The following is a 19785-nucleotide window of genomic DNA, read 5'->3' as shown; positions in this document are numbered from 1 at the left end:
CGGGCTAGGGGCGACTTGGGATCCCGACCTTTTGCCCGCCAACCCAGGGAAAGTAGCCGATCCCGTCGGTCACGCGATCGCCGCGCCCGCCGGGGTTATAGAGTCCACCCTCGGCGCGGTCGTCCGAGTCATCGAGCGGACCCGAGCGATCTCCCCAATAGCCTTTCGATGCGTCGATCAGGCCGACCGCCCCCGCAGGTGCGGACATGGCATACAGCCGATTGCCGCTGAACCGGTTGAACCGATAAGATCCGAACGCCGCGGCATCGAGCACGATCCCGATCGCGTTGCCGCTGATCTCCATACGTTCGACGATCGGCGCTCCGGACCAGACCCGTACCGCCTGCTCGAAGGCGGCAAGCCGCGAGCCACTCACCGCCGCTCGACCGCCGTCGATGCCGATACCGACACCCGCTCCGTCACCCTGCAGGTCGAGACCCGAGAGAATCGGCGCACTGTCCTGGACATGGATCGCCGCATGCGGGGGAACGCCTCCTTGACTCCCGACCGCATCGCGTATCCGGACATGACGCAACTGGCTGTCGGTGGAACCCGGTCCCGACAACAGGATACCCTGCCATGGCTGTCCGAGCTCGACCGCGGAGAAACCTACGTCGTTCGCCCGCAAGCTACCCCAAGCACGCAAGGCGTCGCCCGCGGTCACCTGCACGGCAATCCCGGGGCCGATATCCAAACTCCCGGCCGAGCCGATCTCGAGCCCGCCATCGAGCCGATAGATCCCCACATCCGTCCATTCGATGCGCGCACCGATCCGTCCTCGTACCGCCGCATCGGCCACTGCATTCTCCGCGAACCCGTTCTCTTCAAAACGCGGGGCGTTGCGGTCCGACTCCGAGTACTCGACCGCCAAACCGATCCGGTTGCGCTGCAGGTCGTTACGCAGATAGACACCCTCGCCCGGCGCCTCCGAGGCGATCCCCACCCGGCTGTCCGTGATGAGATTGCCGGTCACGATCGGTGCGCCGGCAACCACCTTGATGCCGGCTCCTTGCGTCAGTCCGCGAATTTCATTGTCGCGGAGAAGCGGTGCACCGCCCTGAATCAAGATCCCGTCACCCGCACCCGCACCGTCCAGAAACGACCGCAGAATCTCCGGCGAGGCATCCTCGATCGAGACCAGGGGCCCCCTCGGCATGCCTTGCACCTGTGCGAGGGAGACGCCGCTCAGGCGGCTATCGTCGGCACCGGAACCGATGAAGCGGATTCCGCTCCAGGGCACACCGGGCACCGCAGGACCCAAACCGGCATCATGAGCCGTCAGTAAACCTTCCACGAGGAGACCCGCTCCGGGATCGAACAGCACCTCGGCGCCTTCGCGAATCTCGAGATGTCCACCTTCGGCAACCTGCACGATCCCGCGGACCCGATAGAGGGTACCCCCGGGCCAAATCTCCGCGCCGCCGATGCGGTGTGCGGGGATCTCGATCTCATCCGGGGTCCCTACTACCAGCCAATGCTCCCCGCGCAATTGGGTCCCGTCGTGCAGCGTCAGGACGACCTCGACGGGGTAGAAGCCCGGCATGGCATAGCGATGGACTACCGAAGTACCGAACGCTGTTCCCGAGCCGTCCCCGAACGTCCAGCGGGACTCGCGGACCGACGGCGATGCAGCGACCCCGAAGGCCCAAGCAAGCCCGCCCGGCTGGGTCGGGATGGCCGTGACCGCAGGATCGAGGACGACCACCTCGGTCGAGCGCTCGATCAGCCCCAGCGCGGGATCGCGCAGGATCATCTTCACCGGGAACCGGCCCGCCTGCGGATACTCCACCGTCGGCGCACGCTCGCTCAAGCGGGTGCCGTCATGCTGAAGCCACTCGATCTCGGTGTGGTCCTTAATCGGTCCCGCGGGGATGAGCGCGACGCGCGCAGGGGCGCGAATCGGACCCTCCGGGGAGAACCGAGCGCCGAAGGACACGGCATTGAGATCATCTGCAAGAGGGGGATAGAGCTCGTAGTAGGGGTTGCCTTCGACCGGGGCGAAATCCAGCCCCCCGCGAATTTGGTCATGATCGAAGTCGGCGAGCAGATGGCGCCGGGCAATCTCGGCCCCCTCGAATAGACTGCTGCGGAGCGGCACGAAAGCATCGTTCTCGCCGTAGGCATCGGGACGCAAGAGTGCCTCGTAGCTCAGCACCGAATTGCAGAGTTGCAGCATCCGGTTGTCGCGCGCCCTCGCCGCATCCGGACACTCCCGGATAAATCCGCTCAGGGTGCTCGGGCGTTGCGGATCGGACGTCGACAGAAAGGCGCCGTAGGCGACGATGCCCGCATTGAAACGCCCCGAGAGCGGCAACAGCCGATTCTTCTCCGCCGCCTCGATCGCCTGGCAGCCGTCCATGGCGCCGTTGAAGTTGTCCCACACAAGCTCGTTGCGGTTCGGTGCGGACGGCGCGGTCTCGCCGCCGCGATTCCAGAATAGACTGCCGGTTAAGGCGGATAGCGGTCGCCAGGCAGGGCGCGTCTCGCGATAAAGACACCCCGAGACACGGCTTTCGTTCGCGGACGGCATCCCGTGATGCGGGGTTCCGAGCGTGATGAGCCTCAACACACGCTCGCCCGCCGGTCGTCCCTGCCAATACCCTTGCCGATAAGTCGTCTGCTCCATCATCGCGCGTGCCACCAGCCCACCCATACTGTGGCCGATGATGACAAGAGGCACATCCGGGAGCCGATGAGCGCTTCCCGGGTCGGCGGCGGTGCGGATGTCGATCCAATCCCGCAGCCGAGTGGCCAAGGTGTCGGCATCATCGCCCCCGCCGACCGGCAGAACATCGCTCATATAAGAAAAGAGATAGAGCTTGTATGCCTCGTCGAGTCCCGAACGATCCCAGTGACGGATGAACTGCCCCAGGTTCTGCCAGACTGGACGCGGTTGCGTCACGCTCAGAGTGCTTCGATAACCGTGGATCAGGATAAGCGGCGTGCGGTTGTCCGGCGGAGAAGCGTCGTATGCCAGGAGAGATGTCATGTCGTCATGCCCAGAGACCGAGTCGTCTCCCGACACGGCCTCCGAGATGAAGAGCATCCCCGCCAGGATAGCCGGGAGAAGCCCGAACAAAACACAGGGCGCTTTGCGCATCCGTCTCGCAAGGCATTGCGGCATTGCGGTTACTTCCTTTAGTCGTCGGGCTCGATCACATGCAGAATTTGATTCGCGTCGATCTCGGTCAAGACCTGCGTTCTGCCGCTCGGCCAGTGAATCGTCAGGGTGTCCGCGGTCGTGTTGCCCCCGAGCCCGAAATGCAACCGCTTATAGTTCTGCGCCTTGCTGTGCATGCCGCCGGATTGTTCGCGGATCTGGGTCACGCCGCCCGCCGTCAGGAGGACCGTCGCGCCGATCCCGTCGCGGTTGGAAGCACGGCCCTCGAGATCGATCTGCAGCCAATGGTTGCCGTTGCCCAGATTGCGAAAGAGCTGGTAAGGACCGTCGTCGCGGCTGTATCTCGGCCAATCGCCATTGACCAGGAACAGGTCGAGGAATCCGTCCGCGTCGTAATCCGCCATGGCCACGGCGTCGCCGCGGCCGCGCAGTGTTCCGGCGGCACCGCCCGCGTCCGGCACCGACCTGAACACCGCATTGCCGAGGTTCTCGAGGAGCAGGTTGGGCTCGTTACGACGCTCGCCGGTCGCCACGATGTAGAGATCGACATCCATATCGTTGTCGAAATCGCCCGCAACGACGCTGCGTCCCTGAGACCGCAGCTCCGGATCGCTCGTCTGCACGATCGGCGAGCTCAACTTGAGCCTCCCGCCCTCGTTCAAAAAGAGCTGATCCGGGGCACGCATGCGCGTCAGGTAGAGATCCATACGCAAGTCCCCGTTGAAATCCGCGACGGCGACATCGCTGTCTTCGCGGCTTCCGTAAGCGACCAATGCATCGGGCATCAGATCAGCCGTCACATCCACAAGCGGCAGACTTGCGGTATCGAAGACGGTAAACCGGCTGCCGCGGTAGACAAGCTCCTGCACGCGATCGCCGTCGATGTCCAGGGCAAACGCATAGGCGATCTGCGAGTCGCTCTCGGGCGCAAAATCAATCTCGACAGCTACCTCGTCGAAACCGCCGTCGGGGCTCTGCAGGAAGACGGTCGGAGGAAGGGCGATCTTGGCACCGGACTTGGCGGAGGGAATAATATCGAGGAGTCCATCGCGGTCGAGATCCAGCCAAATCGGCGTGCGTCCCTGCATGCGTGGGAGGCCGATGCCGAGCTCTTGCGCACGATCCACAAAGCGTCCGTCTTCGTTGACGCGAAGCTTATTCGGGAAACCGTACCTCGGAGATTTCGGTCCGATACCGCCCTGCAGGATGAAGAGATCTTGATCGCCGTCGTTGTCGAAGTCGCCCCATGCCCCGCCGTGCGCATCGCCGCGTCGTGCCGCATCCGACGCGACTTGAGCGCTGATATCTCGGAAGGTGCCATCGCCGTTGTTGAGGTAGAGCACGTCCCTTGCAAAGTGATTGCTCACCCAGAGATCGGGGAAACCGTCGCCGTTGAAGTCACCCCACGACGCCCCCCAGCTTTGCCCCACATAGTCAATTCCGGCTTGAGCAGTGACCTCGGCAAAACGTATTCCGTCCGCCTGAGCCGAGGCCGCGACCATCCCGGCCGCGACGAGCAGCCGAAGATGCTTGACAGGCCCAAGCGAAAAGCGGCTCCAACTCGCTGTGGAGTGATCATTCTTACAAACATTCATGGTTATAACGGCTCCCATAAACACGACCTGCATCATCGTGAGCAGGTTCCTGAAAAACGCAGTGTAGCAGTCCGAAGGCCGAATTCGCGGCATCCGAAGACTCCAATGACCGCCCCCACCGGACCGCGTCTCGAAGTCACCCCCGCACTCCGATCTCGACTCAGCTCAATTCGACTCCCCCCACCGCGCCATGAGCCGATGCGGCACGCCCAGATGGTCCAGGATCCGGGCCACCATGAAATCGACGATCTGCTCGATGCGCGTGGGCTTGAAGTAGAACCCCGGATTGGCGGGCATGATGACCGCTCCGGCGCGTGCAAGACGCAGCATGTTTTCGAGATGGATGGCGGTAAAGGGTGTCTCGCGGATCACCAGGATCAGCTTGCGTGACTCCTTCATGGTGACATCCGCCGCGCGATCGATGAGCGAGGTCGACACACCCGCGGCGATGCTCGCGAGCGTGCCTGTGGTGCAGGGGCAGATGACCATGGCGTCGGGCGGGTTGCTGCCGCTCGCGACCGGCGCGGTCCACTGCTGGCGACCGAAGACACGCAGCTGTCCCGGTTGCACATCGAAGTAATCCAGGAAGAAGGACTCTGCCTCGGCGGGCCGAGCGGGCACCTCCAGATCGGCCTCCATCTTCAGCACGACCTGGCCGGCTTGGGAGATCAGCAGATAGACCCGCATCCCGGCGGCGAGCAGACACTCGACCAGACGCAGTCCGTATTGGGATCCGGAGGCCCCGGTCAAGGCGACCGTGATCGTCTTGGGCCAGTCTTGAAGCGGCTCGGACATGCGCGTCCCCTCCTCCCTAGCGCGCCCGCGCCAGTCCGTCCAGGAGCCTTTGGTGGATCCCGCCGAAGCCGCCGTTGCTCATGACCAGGACCTGATCGCCCGCGCGGCACTCGGTGACCACCGCAGCGGCGAGGACGTCGAGGTCCGCATGCACCGCCGCACGCTCCGCAAGGCCCGCGAAGACGGCAGCGGCATCCCACCCCAGATCCGCAGGCGCGAAGACGAAGACCCGATCCGCCGCATCGAGCGAGACGGCCAGCTCGCGATTGTGCACACCCAGACGCATGGTGTTGGAGCGCGGCTCGAGCACGGCGAGGATGCGCTGCTCGCCGACCCGGCGGCGCAAGCCTTCCAGAGTGGTCTGGATCGCCGTCGGGTGATGGGCGAAGTCGTCGTAGACACGGACACCCGCGACCTCGCCGCGCAGCTCCATGCGACGCTTCACCCCCTTGAACCGACCCAGGGCGGCGATCCCGGCACCGACCGGGACACCCGCATGTCTGGCGGCGGCCAAGACGGCGAGCGCATTGTGCACGTTGTGCAGACCGGTTTGATCCCAGTCGACCTCGCCCAGCGGGTGCTCATCGAGCATGACTTCAAAGCGCGAGCCGTCCGCGACGAGCAGCCGAGCGGTCCATCGCCCCGCCCCTCCGAAGGACTCGCGCGGGGTCCAACAGCCCATTGCCAGCACCTGATCGATCGCCGGCTCGGCACCCGGATGGACGATCAGACCGCGGCCCGGGACGGTACGCACCAGATGATGGAACTGGCGCTGGATCTGACCGAGATCCTCGAAGATGTCGGCGTGGTCGAACTCCAGATTATTGAGGATCAGTGTACTGGGGCGATAGTGGACGAACTTGGAGCGCTTATCGAAGAAGGCGGTGTCGTACTCGTCCGCCTCGACCACGAAAAAGGGTGTGGCGCCGAGCCGCGCGGACAGCCCGAAATCCAGCGGCACCCCGCCGATCAGGAAGCCCGGCGCGAGACCGGCGTCCTCCAGGACCCAGGCGAGCATGCTCGCGGTCGTGGTCTTGCCGTGCGTGCCGGCCACGGCCAGCACCCAGCGATCCGCCAACAGATTCTCGCGCAGCCATTCCGGACCCGAGCAATAGCGCAGGCCGCGATCCAGCATGGCCTCGACGGCCGGAATGCCCCGTTTCATGGCATTGCCGACCACCACCACATCGGGCGCAGGCACGAGGTGGCTCGGATCATAGCCCTCCATCAGCCCGATGCCGGCCGCCTCGAGCTGGGTGCTCATCGGAGGGTAGACATTGGCGTCCGAGCCCGTGACCCGGTGACCGAGCGAGCGCGCCAGCAGGGCGATACCGCCCATGAAGGTGCCGCAGATGCCCAGGATATGCAGATGCATGGGTGTTCGAGCTCCTCGGAACCGTTCAAAAACAATCAACGCAAATCGACGAGCGAATACCCGCGCAGTCGTTGTCGTTGTCGATTACGATTACGACAACGACAACGATCAGATCCGGTGCTCGGTCAGGTTAGCTTAAACCGCGCCCGGTGCGGTATGCGTCATGTGTTGGATGGCTTGGCCGCGCCGGCTCCGACGACTGTCGGAGCCGGCGCGGTTTAAAGTATTAAAAATCTTAAATTCTAAACCGCGTCTCACGGGGATCAAGGAGATCTCCGAAGCTAAACAAACAATGAAAACGACGCATGTCGCTCTGGACGCGGTTTAGGTGCCCCCGAAGGCGATGCCCATCACCAGGACCACGCCGACCTTGAAGGCCACGGCGATCGCCGCGCCCTGACCGAGCGTGATCTGAAAGGTGTGGCGCAGGATGTGACCGGACACCACCACGCTCCACACGAAGACCACCAGAAGCAGGAGCGCGCCGAGTGCGGCCAGATCGGTCTCTTGCGAGCCGGTGGGATTGAAGCTGAGCGGAATCAGCGCGATCACGCCGATCACGATCCCGCTGCCCAGAAGCGCCGTTGCAGACTGGATGAAGCGCGCATCCAGACGCATCAGGCGCAAGGCGAAAAAGAGTCCTCCGAGCGTCATCGCGAGCTCGAACAGGGTCTGAGCAAAGCTCGCGCCGAACGACAAATCGGCGACGAGGCCGATCATCACCCCGACGACAAGGCTCGCGAGCGCCACGACGGCGAGCAGGATCTCCGAGGCCGGAAGATCCTGCGGGGTTCTGCGCAACGCACACAGCTCAACGAAAAATAAGATCAAGGCCTGCACGGTCACATCCTTCGGCGATACCTGACTCAATCATAACCGCCCGCGTCGCTGCTGCGGCAAACTTCGTCGCGATCACCTGCCGATCGAGCGCGAGGACACACGGCGTACGACGCCCGCACCGAGCAGCACCATCACCGCTGCGAGCCCGATTGCCGGGGCATTGCCGAACCGCACATAAGGCGTTGCGCCGGCGTAGGGCCGAACCTCTGTCGCGAAGTCCCCGCGCACGAACGCGGGGATCGTCCCGAGCACCCGTCCGCGCTGGTCGATGATCGCCGAGATCCCGGTGTTGGTCGCACGCAGCAGGTAGCGACCGTTCTCGAGCGCCCGCATCCGCGCCATTTCGAGATGCTGATGCGGCGCCAGCGAATCGCCGAACCAGGCATCGTTGCTGACGTTGATCAGAAACTCGGCCTCGGGCAGGGCCTGCGAGACCTCCGCCGGGAAGGCGTCTTCGTAACAGATGGAGACACCCGCCAGTCGATCGCCCACCGCAAGCAAGGGACGCTCGGCGCTGCCGCGACTGAAGTTGGACATGGGGACCTCGAAGAGGTCCACCAATGGCCCGAGCCACGTTTTGAAGGGCATGAACTCGCCGAAGGGCACCAGATGGCGCTTGGCGTAAAGATCCTCCCGGCTGCCGAGACTCAGCAAGGCGTTGAAGTGGCGTCCGGTGTCCGTCTCCATCACCGGGATGCCGAGGACGATCTCGGTCCCCTCCTCCCGCGCGCGAGCGGCCATCGGCTCGATCAGGACGTCGCGCACATGATGCAGAAAATCCGGGATGGCGGTCTCGGGCCAGACCACCAGCTCGGCGTCGAGATTCCGCTCGGTCAGCTCCCAGTAGATCTCCATGGTCGAGACCAGCAGATCGGGATCCCACTTCATCGCCTGCGGGATGCTCGCCTGCACCACCGCGGCACGAAAGCTCGGCCCGGACGGCGCGGTCCAGGAGACCTGCTTCAGGAGCATCCCCCCGCCCCAGAGCAGGACCAGCACCGCGGCCGCCGCGACGCGCCCCCGCCCGGACCACCGCCCGGACCGGCGCAGGAGCCCCCAAAGCAAACCCGCCGACAGCAGAATCAGCAGACCGACGCCGTAGACACCGAGGATCGGGGCAAAACCGCCGAGCGGTCCGTCGATCTGCGTGTAGCCCAAGCTCAGCCAGGGAAAACCCGTAAACAACCAGCCACGCAGCCACTCGACCAGGAGATAAAGACCGGGGAACAGCAGAAGCGGGACCCGCCAGGCCGGCCCCCGATCCAGGCGACGAACCAGCCAACCCACGAGCCCGAAAAAGAGCGCGATCGTCGCCACGAAGACCCCGGTCAGCAGATGCGCGACCCAGGCATCCATGTTGCCGAACTCGTTCAAGCTGATCCGGATCCAGAAGACCCCGAAGCCCATCAGACCGACGCCGAAGAGCCAACCCCTGAGAAACCCGATCCGAGGCGATGCGCCGTTCAGGGCGACCAGGAACCCTAAAAGTCCGATCAAGACGAACGGATACCAGCCGAAGGGGGCAAATCCAAGCACCAGGAGGGCGCCGCTTGCGCCGGCGAGCACGGCCGACAGGAGCGGGACAACGCGAGAGGCCGGTGACAACATGGGTTAACGCCTTGGGCTTGAGGGTGACCGCGCGGGTTCTAACAGTCGAGGCGAGCCCGGTCAAACCTAAACCGCGTCCCTGCCAAGGTTCCGGGGGAGCTCTCGCCATTAAACCGCGCCCCCCGCTAAGGGTCGTGGATTCACCAAACTTCGAGCTCACTCGAAAGTGAGCATCTCGCTCTGGACGCGGTTTAGTCGTACGCCTCGTCCTTCCACTGGCGCAACGCCTTGAAGACCTCGCGCGCCGAGCCGAGCGGGCGTGCCGCGGCACGCTCGGCGGCTCGAACGACCTCCGGTATGCGGGTCCGCAGGAAGGGGTTGGTCGCCAGCTCCAGCTCCAGTCGCGACGGGACCGTGGGCAGATCCATCGCCCGTCGTCGGCGGTCGGCATCCATCCGCGCGCTCAAGCTCGGGCTGCCGGGCTCGACCCAGTCGGCAAAACCGAGATTTGCGAGGGTGTATTCATGCGCGCAATACACGAGTGTCTCGGGCGGCAGCGCGGCGATCCGGTCCAAGGAATCCGAGAGCTGCTCGAAGGTGCCGTCGAAGACGCGTCCGCAACCGCCGGCGAACAGCGTATCGCCGCAGAACAGGCTGCCGGCACCCAGGTAGGCGATGTGTGTGGAGGTGTGACCCGGCACCTCCATGATCCGAAAACCGACGCTCAGGCCCTGCGGGCGCACGACCGACCGCTCGCCCAACGGATCGGTCAGGTCGCGGATCCTCCGGTCGACGGGGCCATAGATGCGCGCATCGGGAAAGACCGAGCGCAGCCCGCTCAATCCGCCGATGTGATCCCCGTGGTGGTGGGTGACCAAGACGGCGGTGAGGACACGATCCTCGGCACGGAGGAGCTCAAGGACCGGATCGGCATCGCCCGGGTCGACGACCACGGCCGTTCCCGGCGACTCGGTCAGCAGCCAGATGTAGTTGTCCTCGAAGGCAGGTATCGGGCGAATATCAAGCATGGGCGGCTCCGGGGCTGCGGTCATCCAAGTCGCGCTGCGGCAACAATGCGCACGTTTTGAGTTATCTTAAACCGCGTCCAGAGCGAGATGCTCACTTTCGAGTGAGCTCGACGTTTGGTGCATCCACGACATCTTAGCGGGGACGCGGTTTAAAATAATATATTTTTTAATAATTTAAAACGCGCCGACTCCAGCGGTCGTGAAGTCTGCCGGGGCCGAACCCATCCAAAAAACATCGCATACTGCGCTGGGCGCGTTTTAACGCAAAAGACCTTCATCCATGCGTCAAACTTGCTGGGGGATTACTGGCCGGAGCGACAGCATGCGACGCTCCCGTGCCTGGATCAAGCCTCGGTGCGCGCGGCGTTGCGGCAACGCGGCTTGCGAGTTCTGCGGACTCCGTCACACATCATCACCTCGGTCTTGCGCGACCTAATGGGCACTGACTAAGCTATGAGCACTGACTAAGCTGTGCTCGGACTCGCCGGCAACCAAATCCCCGATCGAATCCGGGATCGTGAAACGGAACTGTGCCCATTAGGAGTCTCGGATGAATCATCTCGCGAACATGCTCGTACTCGGCAGTCTGCTCGGAGGCATGCAGGCTTCCGCCCTGGCCATCGACCTCGTCGATGTCAAACAAGCCATTGCCGATCGTGGCGCGGCCTGGACCGCGGGAGAGACGGCATTCTCACGCCGAACCCCGGAGGAGATGAGACTCCGTTTGGGCCTAAGGTTGGACGAGACACCCGAACCCGCCGAGTGGCTCTTCGTCGCCGACGGGGCGACACTCCCCGCATCCTTCGACTGGCGCGACCATGACGCGGTGACTCCCGTTCGCGATCAAGGTGAATGCGGGAGCTGCTGGGCATTCGCGACCGTCGCCGCCTTCGAGTCGGCCGCAATCATCGACGGTTTCGATCCTCGGGACGAATCCGAGCAGTTCCTTATCTCCTATTCGTATCAGAATGATGGCTGCGACGGTGGATACCTATCGACCGCCGCCGCGTTTCTGAAACGCATCGGCACCGTCTCGGAAGACTGTCTCGCCTATCGCGCGGACGATCGTCTGCGTCCGCCGCCCTGTCGTGGCTGGATCGCTCAGCGCGATGTCTTGAATCTGTGGGCCGGCGTTCCGCGCACACTCGCGGATCTGAAGCAGGCTGTCTACGAGGCACCGGTCGCGGTCGGGTTCCGGGTCTTCGATGACTTCCTGTTTTACCAAGGCGGTATCTACACTCATGTCAGCGGACACCTCGCCGGTCTGCATGCCGTTCTGATCGTCGGATGGAACGATACCGAGGAATACTTCATCGTGAAGAACAGTTGGGGTCCGGACTGGGGCGAGGACGGGTATTTTAGGATCGCTTATTCCGAGGTCGACAACGATGTCGAGTTCGGGATGGACGCCGTCGTGCTCATGGGCATCCGTTCGAGCGCGCCTCGTAACGATTAAGTCTCACAGAATCCTTTGGCCTCTGCCCCTCGATCACGACAGAGGCCATTGCTCACGCCGCAGACAACGCCAAGCCGTGGTCAATAACCTGACATTTGGTGATGTTGTGGATGGAAACACGGGCGTTACAGTAAGCGCTCGGAGAGGAGGCGACTGGAAACCGCAACGTCCTCTCGCCCCATCCGCTGCCGGCGAGGGTTGCCATGAGTTCGCATCCACTCACACACCATGAGATCTTCACCCTGGTCGAGCCCTTTACCCGGCGCGGGCGGCATGTCGACCTCGCCGCGAGCGACCGTCTCGAGCGACGCCTTCTCTTCAAGCCGTTCGATCACGGCGAGGACAGGGCAGAGCTGAGCGGCGTGCGTGAGCTCCTGCTGCTCGAGAACCCCAAACCGGACCGATTCCGGCTCACCCGTACCCTGCGCGATCCCGACGGATTGGAGGCGGATCTGGTGGTCGAAGGCCCGGATCCCGGCGAGCTTCTCGATCGGATCGAGGCCATTGACCCAACGCGTCATTTTCGCGAGAAAAGCGGATACAGGATCGCCCGGAGCTACCGTTTGGAATCCGCCGAGGGAGGTGGCGTCGACGCCGCTACCCCGACGCGCCTGCTCCTGACGCGCGGTGCGGCCCAGTTCGAGGGTCTGACCCTGACGATGAAGGCGCAAACCGGGCGCGGCATGCCGGCCGAGCTGGAGCTGCACGCCGAGGACGGCGATACCATTGTGTTGCCCGAGGACATGCTGGCGGTGATCGGATGGGATTGGCGTCGTCTGAATCGGGTCAAGTCCTGCTGGAAGAGTACCCTGCGCTTGCGCGGGAAGGAGCCCGACCGCAGTCGCGACGCCGAGATGAAGCTGACCCGAACCGTCGAGCATCTGGCCGAGACGCTCCGCGAGCCGCCCGTGCACTATCACGAGCGGCTCGTCGCGGCACGTTGGAACGTCGCCTTTCGGCGCGCGCTTCCGCTACTGATCGGTCTGGGTCTGATCTTAGGCGCACCTGCGATCCAGTTCCTGGAGCTCTCGGAGGGATCGCTGATCCGCATGTTGATCTTTCACTCCCCACCCCTGCTCATGGTGCTCTTCTTCACGATGAAGGAGATGCCGCGCATCGAGATCCCGCCCTTCCCGAAACCCTTGACCACGTCCGCTTGGCGAGAAGCGCCGTCGAGTCCGACCGGTGAGATGCCGAAGACCTCGCCGCAGGAGGCATGACACTGCCCTGCGCCGAAATCGAGACGCGATTGGCTTGGGCATCGTCCAAGACTGCAACCGACTTAGGAACGGCTAAAAAACAAGTAAAACAACTCGACGAGAGAAATCCTTTACCACGGTTTTCGTTGTCGTTGTCGCAATCGTAATCGACAACGACAACGACAACGACAACGACAACGACAACGATTAGACCCGTCGGTTGGGCAAAGCGCAGCGTGCCCAACACACCGCCGGCTTCTCGGACAGGTAGAATTCACCTACACGGCGTCCGCTTTAAATCGCGTCCAGAGCGAGATGCTCACTTTCGAGTGAGCTCGAAGTTTGGTGAATCCACGACCCTTAGCGGGGGGCGCGGTTTAAAATTTTATATTTTTTAATACCTTAAACCGCGCCGGCTCCAGCGGCTCTGAAATCCGCCGGGGCCGATCCCATCCAAAAACATCGCATACCGCACTGGGCGCGGTTTAAGTCGTATTGAGATCACGACAAGCCGAGCCGCCTTAATCAATGTGCATGTCGTACCGGGTCGCGGTTTAACCTTGGGAGATCAGCAGTCAAGATGCTCGGCAATCCGATGAATATCCCCCCCGTCTCGATCGCCGCGGCCAAGGCCGCGCTGGTCGAGCAGTATTCCGATCCGATCCTGCGTCGACGCGCGTCCATGCTCTGGGGCACGCGCGGCGTGGGAAAGTCCTCGATCGTATGTCAGGTGGCCGACCACTTCGGGGTCCCCTTGGTGGATCTGCGACTGACCACGATCGAGCCGGTCGATATCCGCGGCGCTATCTATGCGGACGATACCCTCGCCAAGACGGTCTGGTTCCCGCCCGAATTCCTGCCCTCGCCCGACCAGCCGGACGGCATCCTCTTTCTCGACGAGCTCACGGCCGCGGATCAGCGACTGCAGATCTCGGCCTACTCGTTGATCCTCGACCGTCGGGTCGGTCACTATCGGTTGCCGGACGGCTGGCAGGTGGTGGCCGCGGGCAACGCCAGCTTCCACGGTGCGGTCTGTCACGACATGGGCACGGCCCTGGCCGATCGCATGTTCCATTTCAACGTCCAGACCGTCATCGACGCCTTTCTGGCGCATGCGATGGCCATGGACTTCGCACCCGAGGTGATGGCCTACCTCAAGGTCCGCCCGGACAAGCTCGACGACACCCAGTCGCAGCTCGCCAACGACCATCTGATCGGCGCCAGCCCGCGCGGGTGGGAAGACATCTCCAACGTCCTGAAATCAAGGCTCTCCGAGAACGCCAAACGGGTCTTCGTGCAGGGCCGCATCGGGGCCGCCAACGCGGCGGAATTCTTCGGGGTGCTGCGCGAGATCCAGGCCGGCACCGACGTGGTGCGACTGCTGGCGAGCCGCCCGGGTTCGGAGACCGCCGCACTGCTGCCCCGCACACTCGACGGGCTCTACGGCATGATCTACGGCCTGCTCGCCGCCAGCACCGACGACGACACCCTGGCGCGAGCGCTCGAGATCGTCGAGCAGTTTCCGGACATCCGCAGCGAGGTCCCCCTGCCGATTCGCGAATCCCAGACGCTCGCGATGGAGCTTCTGATGCAGAGGGCGTTGGAGGTCGGGCTGGAGGCGACGGTTTTGGACAGTGCGAGCTACCGGCATTACCTGGAGCAGCGCCGGGGCGACGAGTGAGTTGAATCCTGATGAATGATCTTTACCGGCACCGCGGGACGCGCGCGATTCAGCAGATGGTGGAGTTCGCGCCGTCCACGGGCGGGCTGGCGCTCTGGGTCAAGCACCGAGATCTGCCGCCCGAGATCGACCCGGGGCCGGTCGCCACCGACGGGGATACCGTCTATTACGGCGCCACCTTCGAGCAGCTCCCGCTCCACCTGCAGGTGGGTCTGGTCGCACACGAAGTGCTGCACATCGCCTTGCGGCATCCGCAACGCTATCGGGATCTGCAGCAGCTCCTGGGAGATGTGGATCTCGAGCTCTTCAACATCTGCGCGGACGCCATCGTCAACAGCGCCTTGAGTCACCTGAGCTGGCTCGAGCTGCCGGTCTCCTCGGTGTACCTCGACACGCTCCTGCTCGCTACGCTCGGCATCGATGTGGGTGTCGACAAGGCCCTCCTCGAATGGGACGTCGAGCGCCTCTATCGCGCCATCGACGACCGCCGGGCAGCGGACAAGGGCCGCCCCCAAAAGACCCGCAGACGTCGCCGCGGCGGCATCGGCGACAGCCAACCGGGTGCGGAGGGTCGCGCGTCGCGGGCGGAGATCGACGAGTCGTCCCGATCCGAGGTCCGCGAGGACGGCCCGATGTCCGCGCGGGTCAGGTCACTCGGCGCCGAGACCCATGCCGACCTCTTCCCCCAACCGGATGCGCAGAAGCAACCCGAGTTGGAGGCCGAGCAGGCGCGCGAGTGGAGCGAGCGCATCCTGCGTGCGCATGCCGGAGACGCTGCGCATTCCATGCTCCGTACCCTGATCGCCGATCTTCCCAAGATCCGCACGCCCTGGGAGCAGATCCTGCGTACCCGGCTGGCACGCGGTCTCTCGATTCAGCCCAATCTCTCCTGGTCCAGACCGGCTCGATCCTACATCGCGAATCAGGGCCGGATCGGCCCGGGGCGACGCCTGCCCTGGGAGCCGGGCATCAGCTCCGCGAAGTCGGTTCCGCGACTGGTGGTGATCGTCGACGTGTCGGGCTCGATCGAGGAGAACCTGATGGAGCGCTTCGCCGGCGAGATCGAGGCGATCACGCGACGCTTGGAGGCCACGCTGGTGCTGGTGATCGGAGACTGCCGGGTGCAACGGGTCGCCCATTTCAAGCCCGGACGATCGGATCTGCGAGACATCGAATTCAACGGCGGCGGCGGGACGGATTTCACCCCGCTGCTCGAAGAGGCCGACAAGCACGGCCCGGATATCGGCGTCGTCCTGACCGACCTGGACGGCCCCGCGCGCTTTAGACCACGCTGGCCCGTCATCTGGGCCGTACCCGAATCCTACGCGACGCCTGATCAGCCGTTCGGCCGAAAACTGCTCTTGAGCTGAGCCGCATCGGGTGCGAGGATTCGGGGTCAAGCCGATGCGCTTGGCCCGAAGGAGAGAGTCACGATGGTTGCGAGAAAGATCGAAGGCATCAGCCCGGAAGAGGCAGACGCACTGATCGCCCCGGCCTACGCACGACGCGGCATGCAAGTGGAGGTCCCGAAATACCGCCTGCCCGAGCACGAGATGCTCCCGCAGCTCGCCTACGACATTATCCACGACGAGTTGATGCTCGACGGCCACGCACGGCTCAACATGGCAACCTTCGTCACGACCTGGATGGAGCCGCAGGCCGAGCGGTTAATGACGGAGGCCTTCGACAAGAATCTGATCGACAAGGACGAGTACCCGAGAACGGCCGCCATCGAAGAGCGCTGCGTCAACATCGTCTCCGACTTGTTTAATGCGCCCGACCAAGGGATCGGCGCATCGGCGATCGGCTCGAGCGAGGCGGTGATGCTCGCCGGCATGGCCCTGAAATGGCGTTGGCGCGATCGGCGTCGCGCCCAGGGCAAGCCGACCGACAGACCCAACCTGGTCCTTGGAGCCAACGTACAGGTCGTCTGGGAGAAGTTCTGCCGTTACTGGGAGGTCGAGCCGCGCTATATCCCGATGGAAAAAGGTCGCTACGTGATCCGCCCGGACGAGGTCATCGCGCGAACCGACGAGAACACCATCGGCATCGTCGCCATCCTCGGGACCACATTCACCGGCGAGTACGAGCCCATCGAGGAGATCCACGCGGCGCTCGCGGCGCAGAACGCGAGCAGCGGCCTGGAGATCCCGATGCATGTCGATGCAGCCAGCGGAGGTTTCGTCGCACCATTTCTCCAGCCCGAACTGACGTGGGATTTCCGCCTACCGCTGGTGAAGTCCATCAATGTCTCCGGACACAAGTACGGGTTGGTCTATCCCGGCATCGGCTGGATCCTGTGGCGCAGCCATGCGGATCTACCGGATGATCTCGTCTTTCGCGTCAATTATCTCGGCGGCGACATGCCGACCTTTACCCTGAACTTCTCGCGACCCGGCAATCAGGTCATCGGGCAGTACTACAATTTCCTACGTCTCGGACGTGCCGGTTATACCCAGATCATGGAAGCCCTGCGCGAGACAGCCATGACACTCGCACGGGGTATCGCCGAGATCGGACCCTTCGAGCTCCTAAGCGACGGCAGTGCCATACCGGTCTTCGCCTTCAAGCTCAAAGACGAGATCAGCCGATACAACGTCTTCGATGTCTCGCGCAAGCTGCGCGAGTCCGGCTGGCAGGTACCGGCCTATACCATGCCGGAGCACGCCGAGGCGGTTGCGGTCCTGCGCATCGTGATTCGCGAGGGCTTCAGCGCCGATCTGGCGGCGATGCTGCTCGAGGATATCCGCAAGGCGGTCGCGTATTTCGACTCCCTGAGCCACCACGAGCCGATGGCGCCGGCCCCGGGCTTCGCCCATTGAGACGCCCCGACCCCGGCGTCCCCGGTGTTTGCCGCACCCGGGCATCCACGCAGACGGCGCCTCTTCCGCTCGATCGGAGATCCGAATGATCATCAGCGCCTACATCAAGACGACACCCCCGGCGCACGGACAGGGCATCCGCCTGGTCGTGCTCCAAGACAAAGGGCCAGCCGGGACAGATCAGGCCATCGAGCACAACCTCGCCCGGCTCGCGGCGGCCGTCGACATAGCGCTGGACTACGGTGCGCAGCTGATCAGCTTCCCCGAGCTGTATCTCAGCGGCTATGCGGTGCCCCCGGACCGACTCCACGCCTTGGCGATGGAGAACAACGGCATGATCCTCGAGCGGGTCGCCGCGATTGCGGCGGCCAAGGCGATCGGCATCATCTGTCCCTACCCCGAGAAGGCCAGCGTGGCGGGCGAGACGCGTTATTACGATGCGATCGCCCTGTTCGGACCCGACGGCGTACTACTGAAGAACTACCGCAAGACGCACCTCTGGGGACCCGACGAAAAGAAGATCTGGCAGCCGGGCTACACCCATCCGGAGGAAGGCGAAGCCTTCAGCGTTCACGAGATCAATGGCCTGCCGATCGGGCTGCTGAACTGCTACGAGGCTGAGTTCCCGGAGCTTACGCGACGGCTCGCCCTTGATGGCGCCAAGCTCGTCGTCATCCCGACCGCCGCGGACAAATCGACCAAACTCTCCGGCGGCAACTGGACATCGCCGGCGTATCCCGACGTCTCCAAGACACTGATACCCGCACATGCGTGGGAGAACACTCTCTTCATCGCCTACTGCAACCGCTGCCTCGAGGAGACCCTTGAGGGCGAGCTTGTGGGGCACTATCTGGGCAACAGTGTGATCGTCGATCCCCACGGCGGGCTCATGGTCGCCGCAAGGAACGAAGCGACACTCTTGATCGCCGACTGTGTGCCCGCCGACTACGGACCGACCCATCCCGAGAACACCGACTATCTCGAGGATCGGCGCCCTGAACTTTATTTTGGAGTCCGCCCCTAATGTGTCGTCGCTCATCGTCCATGACTCGCGCCGACACATTCCGGATTGGTTCGCATCTCAACGGGCGCCAGCATTCCACAACCACTGTTGGTCGTGGCGCTTGGAGTTCTTCGCCCTCCATGCACATCGACGGGCCTACCGCCCGCAGCCATTGCCAGGATATTTCGAGCGGCATTGGAATCTCGATCGTTCACCGCACCGCAGTCCGGGCATGTCCATACCCTGACCTTGAGCGGCATGTCGGCCTGATACGCACCGCACTCCGAGCACGTCTTGCTCGTCGGCGCGAATCGGTCGGCGAGGACGATGGTCCTGCCGTAAAACTGCGCTTTGTATTCGAGTTGTCGGCGGATCTCGCCGAACCCCGCATCCAGGATCGAGCGGTTCAGCCCGGCCTTCTGAGCGACCTTCTTGCCGGGCGCCTCGGCGGTTCCCTTTGCGCTTGCGGTCATGCCGCGCACATTCAGGTCTTCGAGCGCGATCACGCCATGTTCGCGGATCAATCCGGTCGTCAGTTTGTGCTGATGGTCCGAGCGAGTGTCGGCGACACGGGCATGAATGCGGGCAACCCGCTTCACTTGCTTACGCCAGCGGTTGGAGCCCTTGCGCTTGCGGGACAGCCGCCGTTGCGCGAGCTTCAGCCGACGCCGATAGCGCTTCAGGTGGCGCGGATTCCCGGATTTGCGCCCGTCGCTGGTCACGACGATGTCGTTGACGCCGAGATCGACGCCGACGCCGGACGTGCTCGCAGGCAACGGCTCAATGTGCTCCTCGACCATAAAGGACACGAACCAGCGTCCGCACGCATCGACGCGCACCGTGACCATCTTGGGCGCGCCGCCCGGGACGCGCGACCACCGGATGTCGAGCGCGCCGAGACCGGGCAGCTTCAGCAGCTCGCCGGCCCGGTAGACGTTCATCACGATACGCTGGTCGATCTGATAGCGAATCGACGCCGCCGCGCGACGTTTCTTGAAGCGAGGGTAACGGGCGCGCTTGGCGAAGAAGTTCGCAAAGGCGCGGTCTTGGTCGCGCAGGGTTTGCGCGAACACGGTTGCAGGCACGTCGCGCAACCACGCATACGGCTCCAATGTTTTGAGCCACGTCAGCTCGCGCGAGAAGTCCACGCCGGTGACGCGTTCGCCGTCAATCTTGTAGGCCGCCGAGCGCCACGCCAATGCCGTGTTCCAAACCCAGCGCGCAGCACCGAAACACTGCCCGAGCGTTTTGGCTTGGGCCGCTGTCGGATAACAACGAAAGTGGTGCGAACGCTGGTTCATGTGTGCTATCGTACTGCTTTC

At 63.7% G+C, this 19785-nt stretch carries 14 protein-coding genes; 6 read left to right on the top strand and 8 right to left on the bottom strand.

The window, feature by feature from the left end:
* Positions 1-4 precede the first annotated feature (4 nt).
* The 7 genes from KFB96_RS23770 to gloB form a co-directional block, all read right to left on the bottom strand.
* On the bottom strand, positions 5-3124 hold the full coding sequence (locus tag KFB96_RS23770; RefSeq protein ID WP_213465309.1) for a PKD domain-containing protein: 3120 nt from the start codon (positions 3122-3124) through the stop codon (positions 5-7).
* Between the two features lie 14 nt (positions 3125-3138).
* Positions 3139-4716 carry a CRTAC1 family protein gene (locus KFB96_RS23765; protein WP_213456210.1) on the bottom strand — a complete coding sequence of 526 codons (1578 nt, stop codon included), beginning with the start codon at positions 4714-4716 and terminating at the stop codon, positions 3139-3141.
* Between the two features lie 165 nt (positions 4717-4881).
* The gene (locus KFB96_RS23760) at positions 4882-5511 is read right to left on the bottom strand and encodes a flavin prenyltransferase UbiX (protein ID WP_213456212.1); all 630 of its coding nucleotides are present in this window, start codon (positions 5509-5511) and stop codon (positions 4882-4884) included.
* A 16-nt stretch (positions 5512-5527) separates the two neighbouring features.
* The gene (gene mpl, locus KFB96_RS23755; protein ID WP_213456214.1) at positions 5528-6886 is read right to left on the bottom strand and encodes a UDP-N-acetylmuramate:L-alanyl-gamma-D-glutamyl-meso-diaminopimelate ligase; all 1359 of its coding nucleotides are present in this window, start codon (positions 6884-6886) and stop codon (positions 5528-5530) included.
* A 324-nt stretch (positions 6887-7210) separates the two neighbouring features.
* Positions 7211-7726, bottom strand: a complete 516-nt coding sequence (locus tag KFB96_RS23750) for a hypothetical protein (RefSeq protein ID WP_213456216.1) — start codon at positions 7724-7726, stop codon at positions 7211-7213.
* A 72-nt stretch (positions 7727-7798) separates the two neighbouring features.
* Complete coding sequence (gene lnt / locus KFB96_RS23745) at positions 7799-9334, bottom strand: apolipoprotein N-acyltransferase (RefSeq protein WP_213456218.1); 1536 nt, start codon at positions 9332-9334, stop codon at positions 7799-7801.
* Between the two features lie 191 nt (positions 9335-9525).
* A complete protein-coding gene (gloB, locus tag KFB96_RS23740) occupies positions 9526-10302 on the bottom strand; it encodes a hydroxyacylglutathione hydrolase (RefSeq protein WP_213456220.1) in 777 nt (258 codons plus the stop codon).
* Positions 10303-10852: 550 nt separating this feature from the next.
* Between gloB and KFB96_RS23735 the strand changes: the two genes are divergently transcribed.
* The 6 genes from KFB96_RS23735 to KFB96_RS23710 all read left to right on the top strand — a co-directional run bounded on the left by KFB96_RS23735 (position 10853) and on the right by KFB96_RS23710 (position 18484).
* Positions 10853-11758: a C1 family peptidase gene (locus KFB96_RS23735; protein WP_213456222.1), complete on the top strand. Its 906-nt coding sequence runs from the start codon at positions 10853-10855 to the stop codon at positions 11756-11758.
* A gap of 203 nt (positions 11759-11961) precedes the next feature.
* The gene (locus KFB96_RS23730) at positions 11962-12978 is read left to right on the top strand and encodes a hypothetical protein (protein ID WP_213456224.1); all 1017 of its coding nucleotides are present in this window, start codon (positions 11962-11964) and stop codon (positions 12976-12978) included.
* 574 nt (positions 12979-13552) lie between these two features.
* A complete protein-coding gene (locus tag KFB96_RS23725; RefSeq protein ID WP_300970898.1) occupies positions 13553-14638 on the top strand; it encodes an ATPase in 1086 nt (361 codons plus the stop codon).
* A gap of 11 nt (positions 14639-14649) precedes the next feature.
* Positions 14650-16008, top strand: coding sequence for a VWA-like domain-containing protein (locus KFB96_RS23720; RefSeq protein WP_213456228.1), 1359 nt, complete (start codon positions 14650-14652; stop codon positions 16006-16008).
* Between the two features lie 63 nt (positions 16009-16071).
* Positions 16072-17460, top strand: a complete 1389-nt coding sequence (locus tag KFB96_RS23715; protein WP_213456229.1) for a glutamate decarboxylase — start codon at positions 16072-16074, stop codon at positions 17458-17460.
* An 85-nt stretch (positions 17461-17545) separates the two neighbouring features.
* Complete coding sequence (locus KFB96_RS23710; protein WP_213456231.1) at positions 17546-18484, top strand: carbon-nitrogen hydrolase family protein; 939 nt, start codon at positions 17546-17548, stop codon at positions 18482-18484.
* A gap of 11 nt (positions 18485-18495) precedes the next feature.
* On the opposite strand, the gene KFB96_RS23705 is transcribed toward KFB96_RS23710, so the two are convergent.
* Positions 18496-19764 (bottom strand): RNA-guided endonuclease TnpB family protein, encoded by a 1269-nt coding sequence (locus KFB96_RS23705; RefSeq protein ID WP_213456233.1) that lies wholly within the window; start codon positions 19762-19764, stop codon positions 18496-18498.
* Positions 19765-19785: the final 21 nt, after the last annotated feature.

The organism is Thiocapsa sp., from assembly GCF_018399035.1.
GTDB lineage: Bacteria > Pseudomonadota > Gammaproteobacteria > Chromatiales > Chromatiaceae > Thiocapsa.
This window is presented reverse-complemented; position numbering and strand designations above follow the sequence as displayed.

Coding starts and splice junctions, on each gene's coding strand:
- KFB96_RS23770 (WP_213465309.1), bottom strand. CDS start 3,124: ATGCCGCAATGCCTTGCGAGACGGATGCGCAAAGCGCCCTGTGTTTTG.
- KFB96_RS23765 (WP_213456210.1), bottom strand. CDS start 4,716: ATGAATGTTTGTAAGAATGATCACTCCACAGCGAGTTGGAGCCGCTTT.
- KFB96_RS23760 (WP_213456212.1), bottom strand. CDS start 5,511: ATGTCCGAGCCGCTTCAAGACTGGCCCAAGACGATCACGGTCGCCTTG.
- mpl (WP_213456214.1), bottom strand. CDS start 6,886: ATGCATCTGCATATCCTGGGCATCTGCGGCACCTTCATGGGCGGTATC.
- lnt (WP_213456218.1), bottom strand. CDS start 9,334: ATGTTGTCACCGGCCTCTCGCGTTGTCCCGCTCCTGTCGGCCGTGCTC.
- gloB (WP_213456220.1), bottom strand. CDS start 10,302: ATGCTTGATATTCGCCCGATACCTGCCTTCGAGGACAACTACATCTGG.
- KFB96_RS23735 (WP_213456222.1), top strand. CDS start 10,853: ATGAATCATCTCGCGAACATGCTCGTACTCGGCAGTCTGCTCGGAGGC.
- KFB96_RS23730 (WP_213456224.1), top strand. CDS start 11,962: ATGAGTTCGCATCCACTCACACACCATGAGATCTTCACCCTGGTCGAG.
- KFB96_RS23725 (WP_300970898.1), top strand. CDS start 13,553: ATGAATATCCCCCCCGTCTCGATCGCCGCGGCCAAGGCCGCGCTGGTC.
- KFB96_RS23720 (WP_213456228.1), top strand. CDS start 14,650: ATGAATGATCTTTACCGGCACCGCGGGACGCGCGCGATTCAGCAGATG.
- KFB96_RS23715 (WP_213456229.1), top strand. CDS start 16,072: ATGGTTGCGAGAAAGATCGAAGGCATCAGCCCGGAAGAGGCAGACGCA.
- KFB96_RS23710 (WP_213456231.1), top strand. CDS start 17,546: ATGATCATCAGCGCCTACATCAAGACGACACCCCCGGCGCACGGACAG.
- KFB96_RS23705 (WP_213456233.1), bottom strand. CDS start 19,764: ATGAACCAGCGTTCGCACCACTTTCGTTGTTATCCGACAGCGGCCCAA.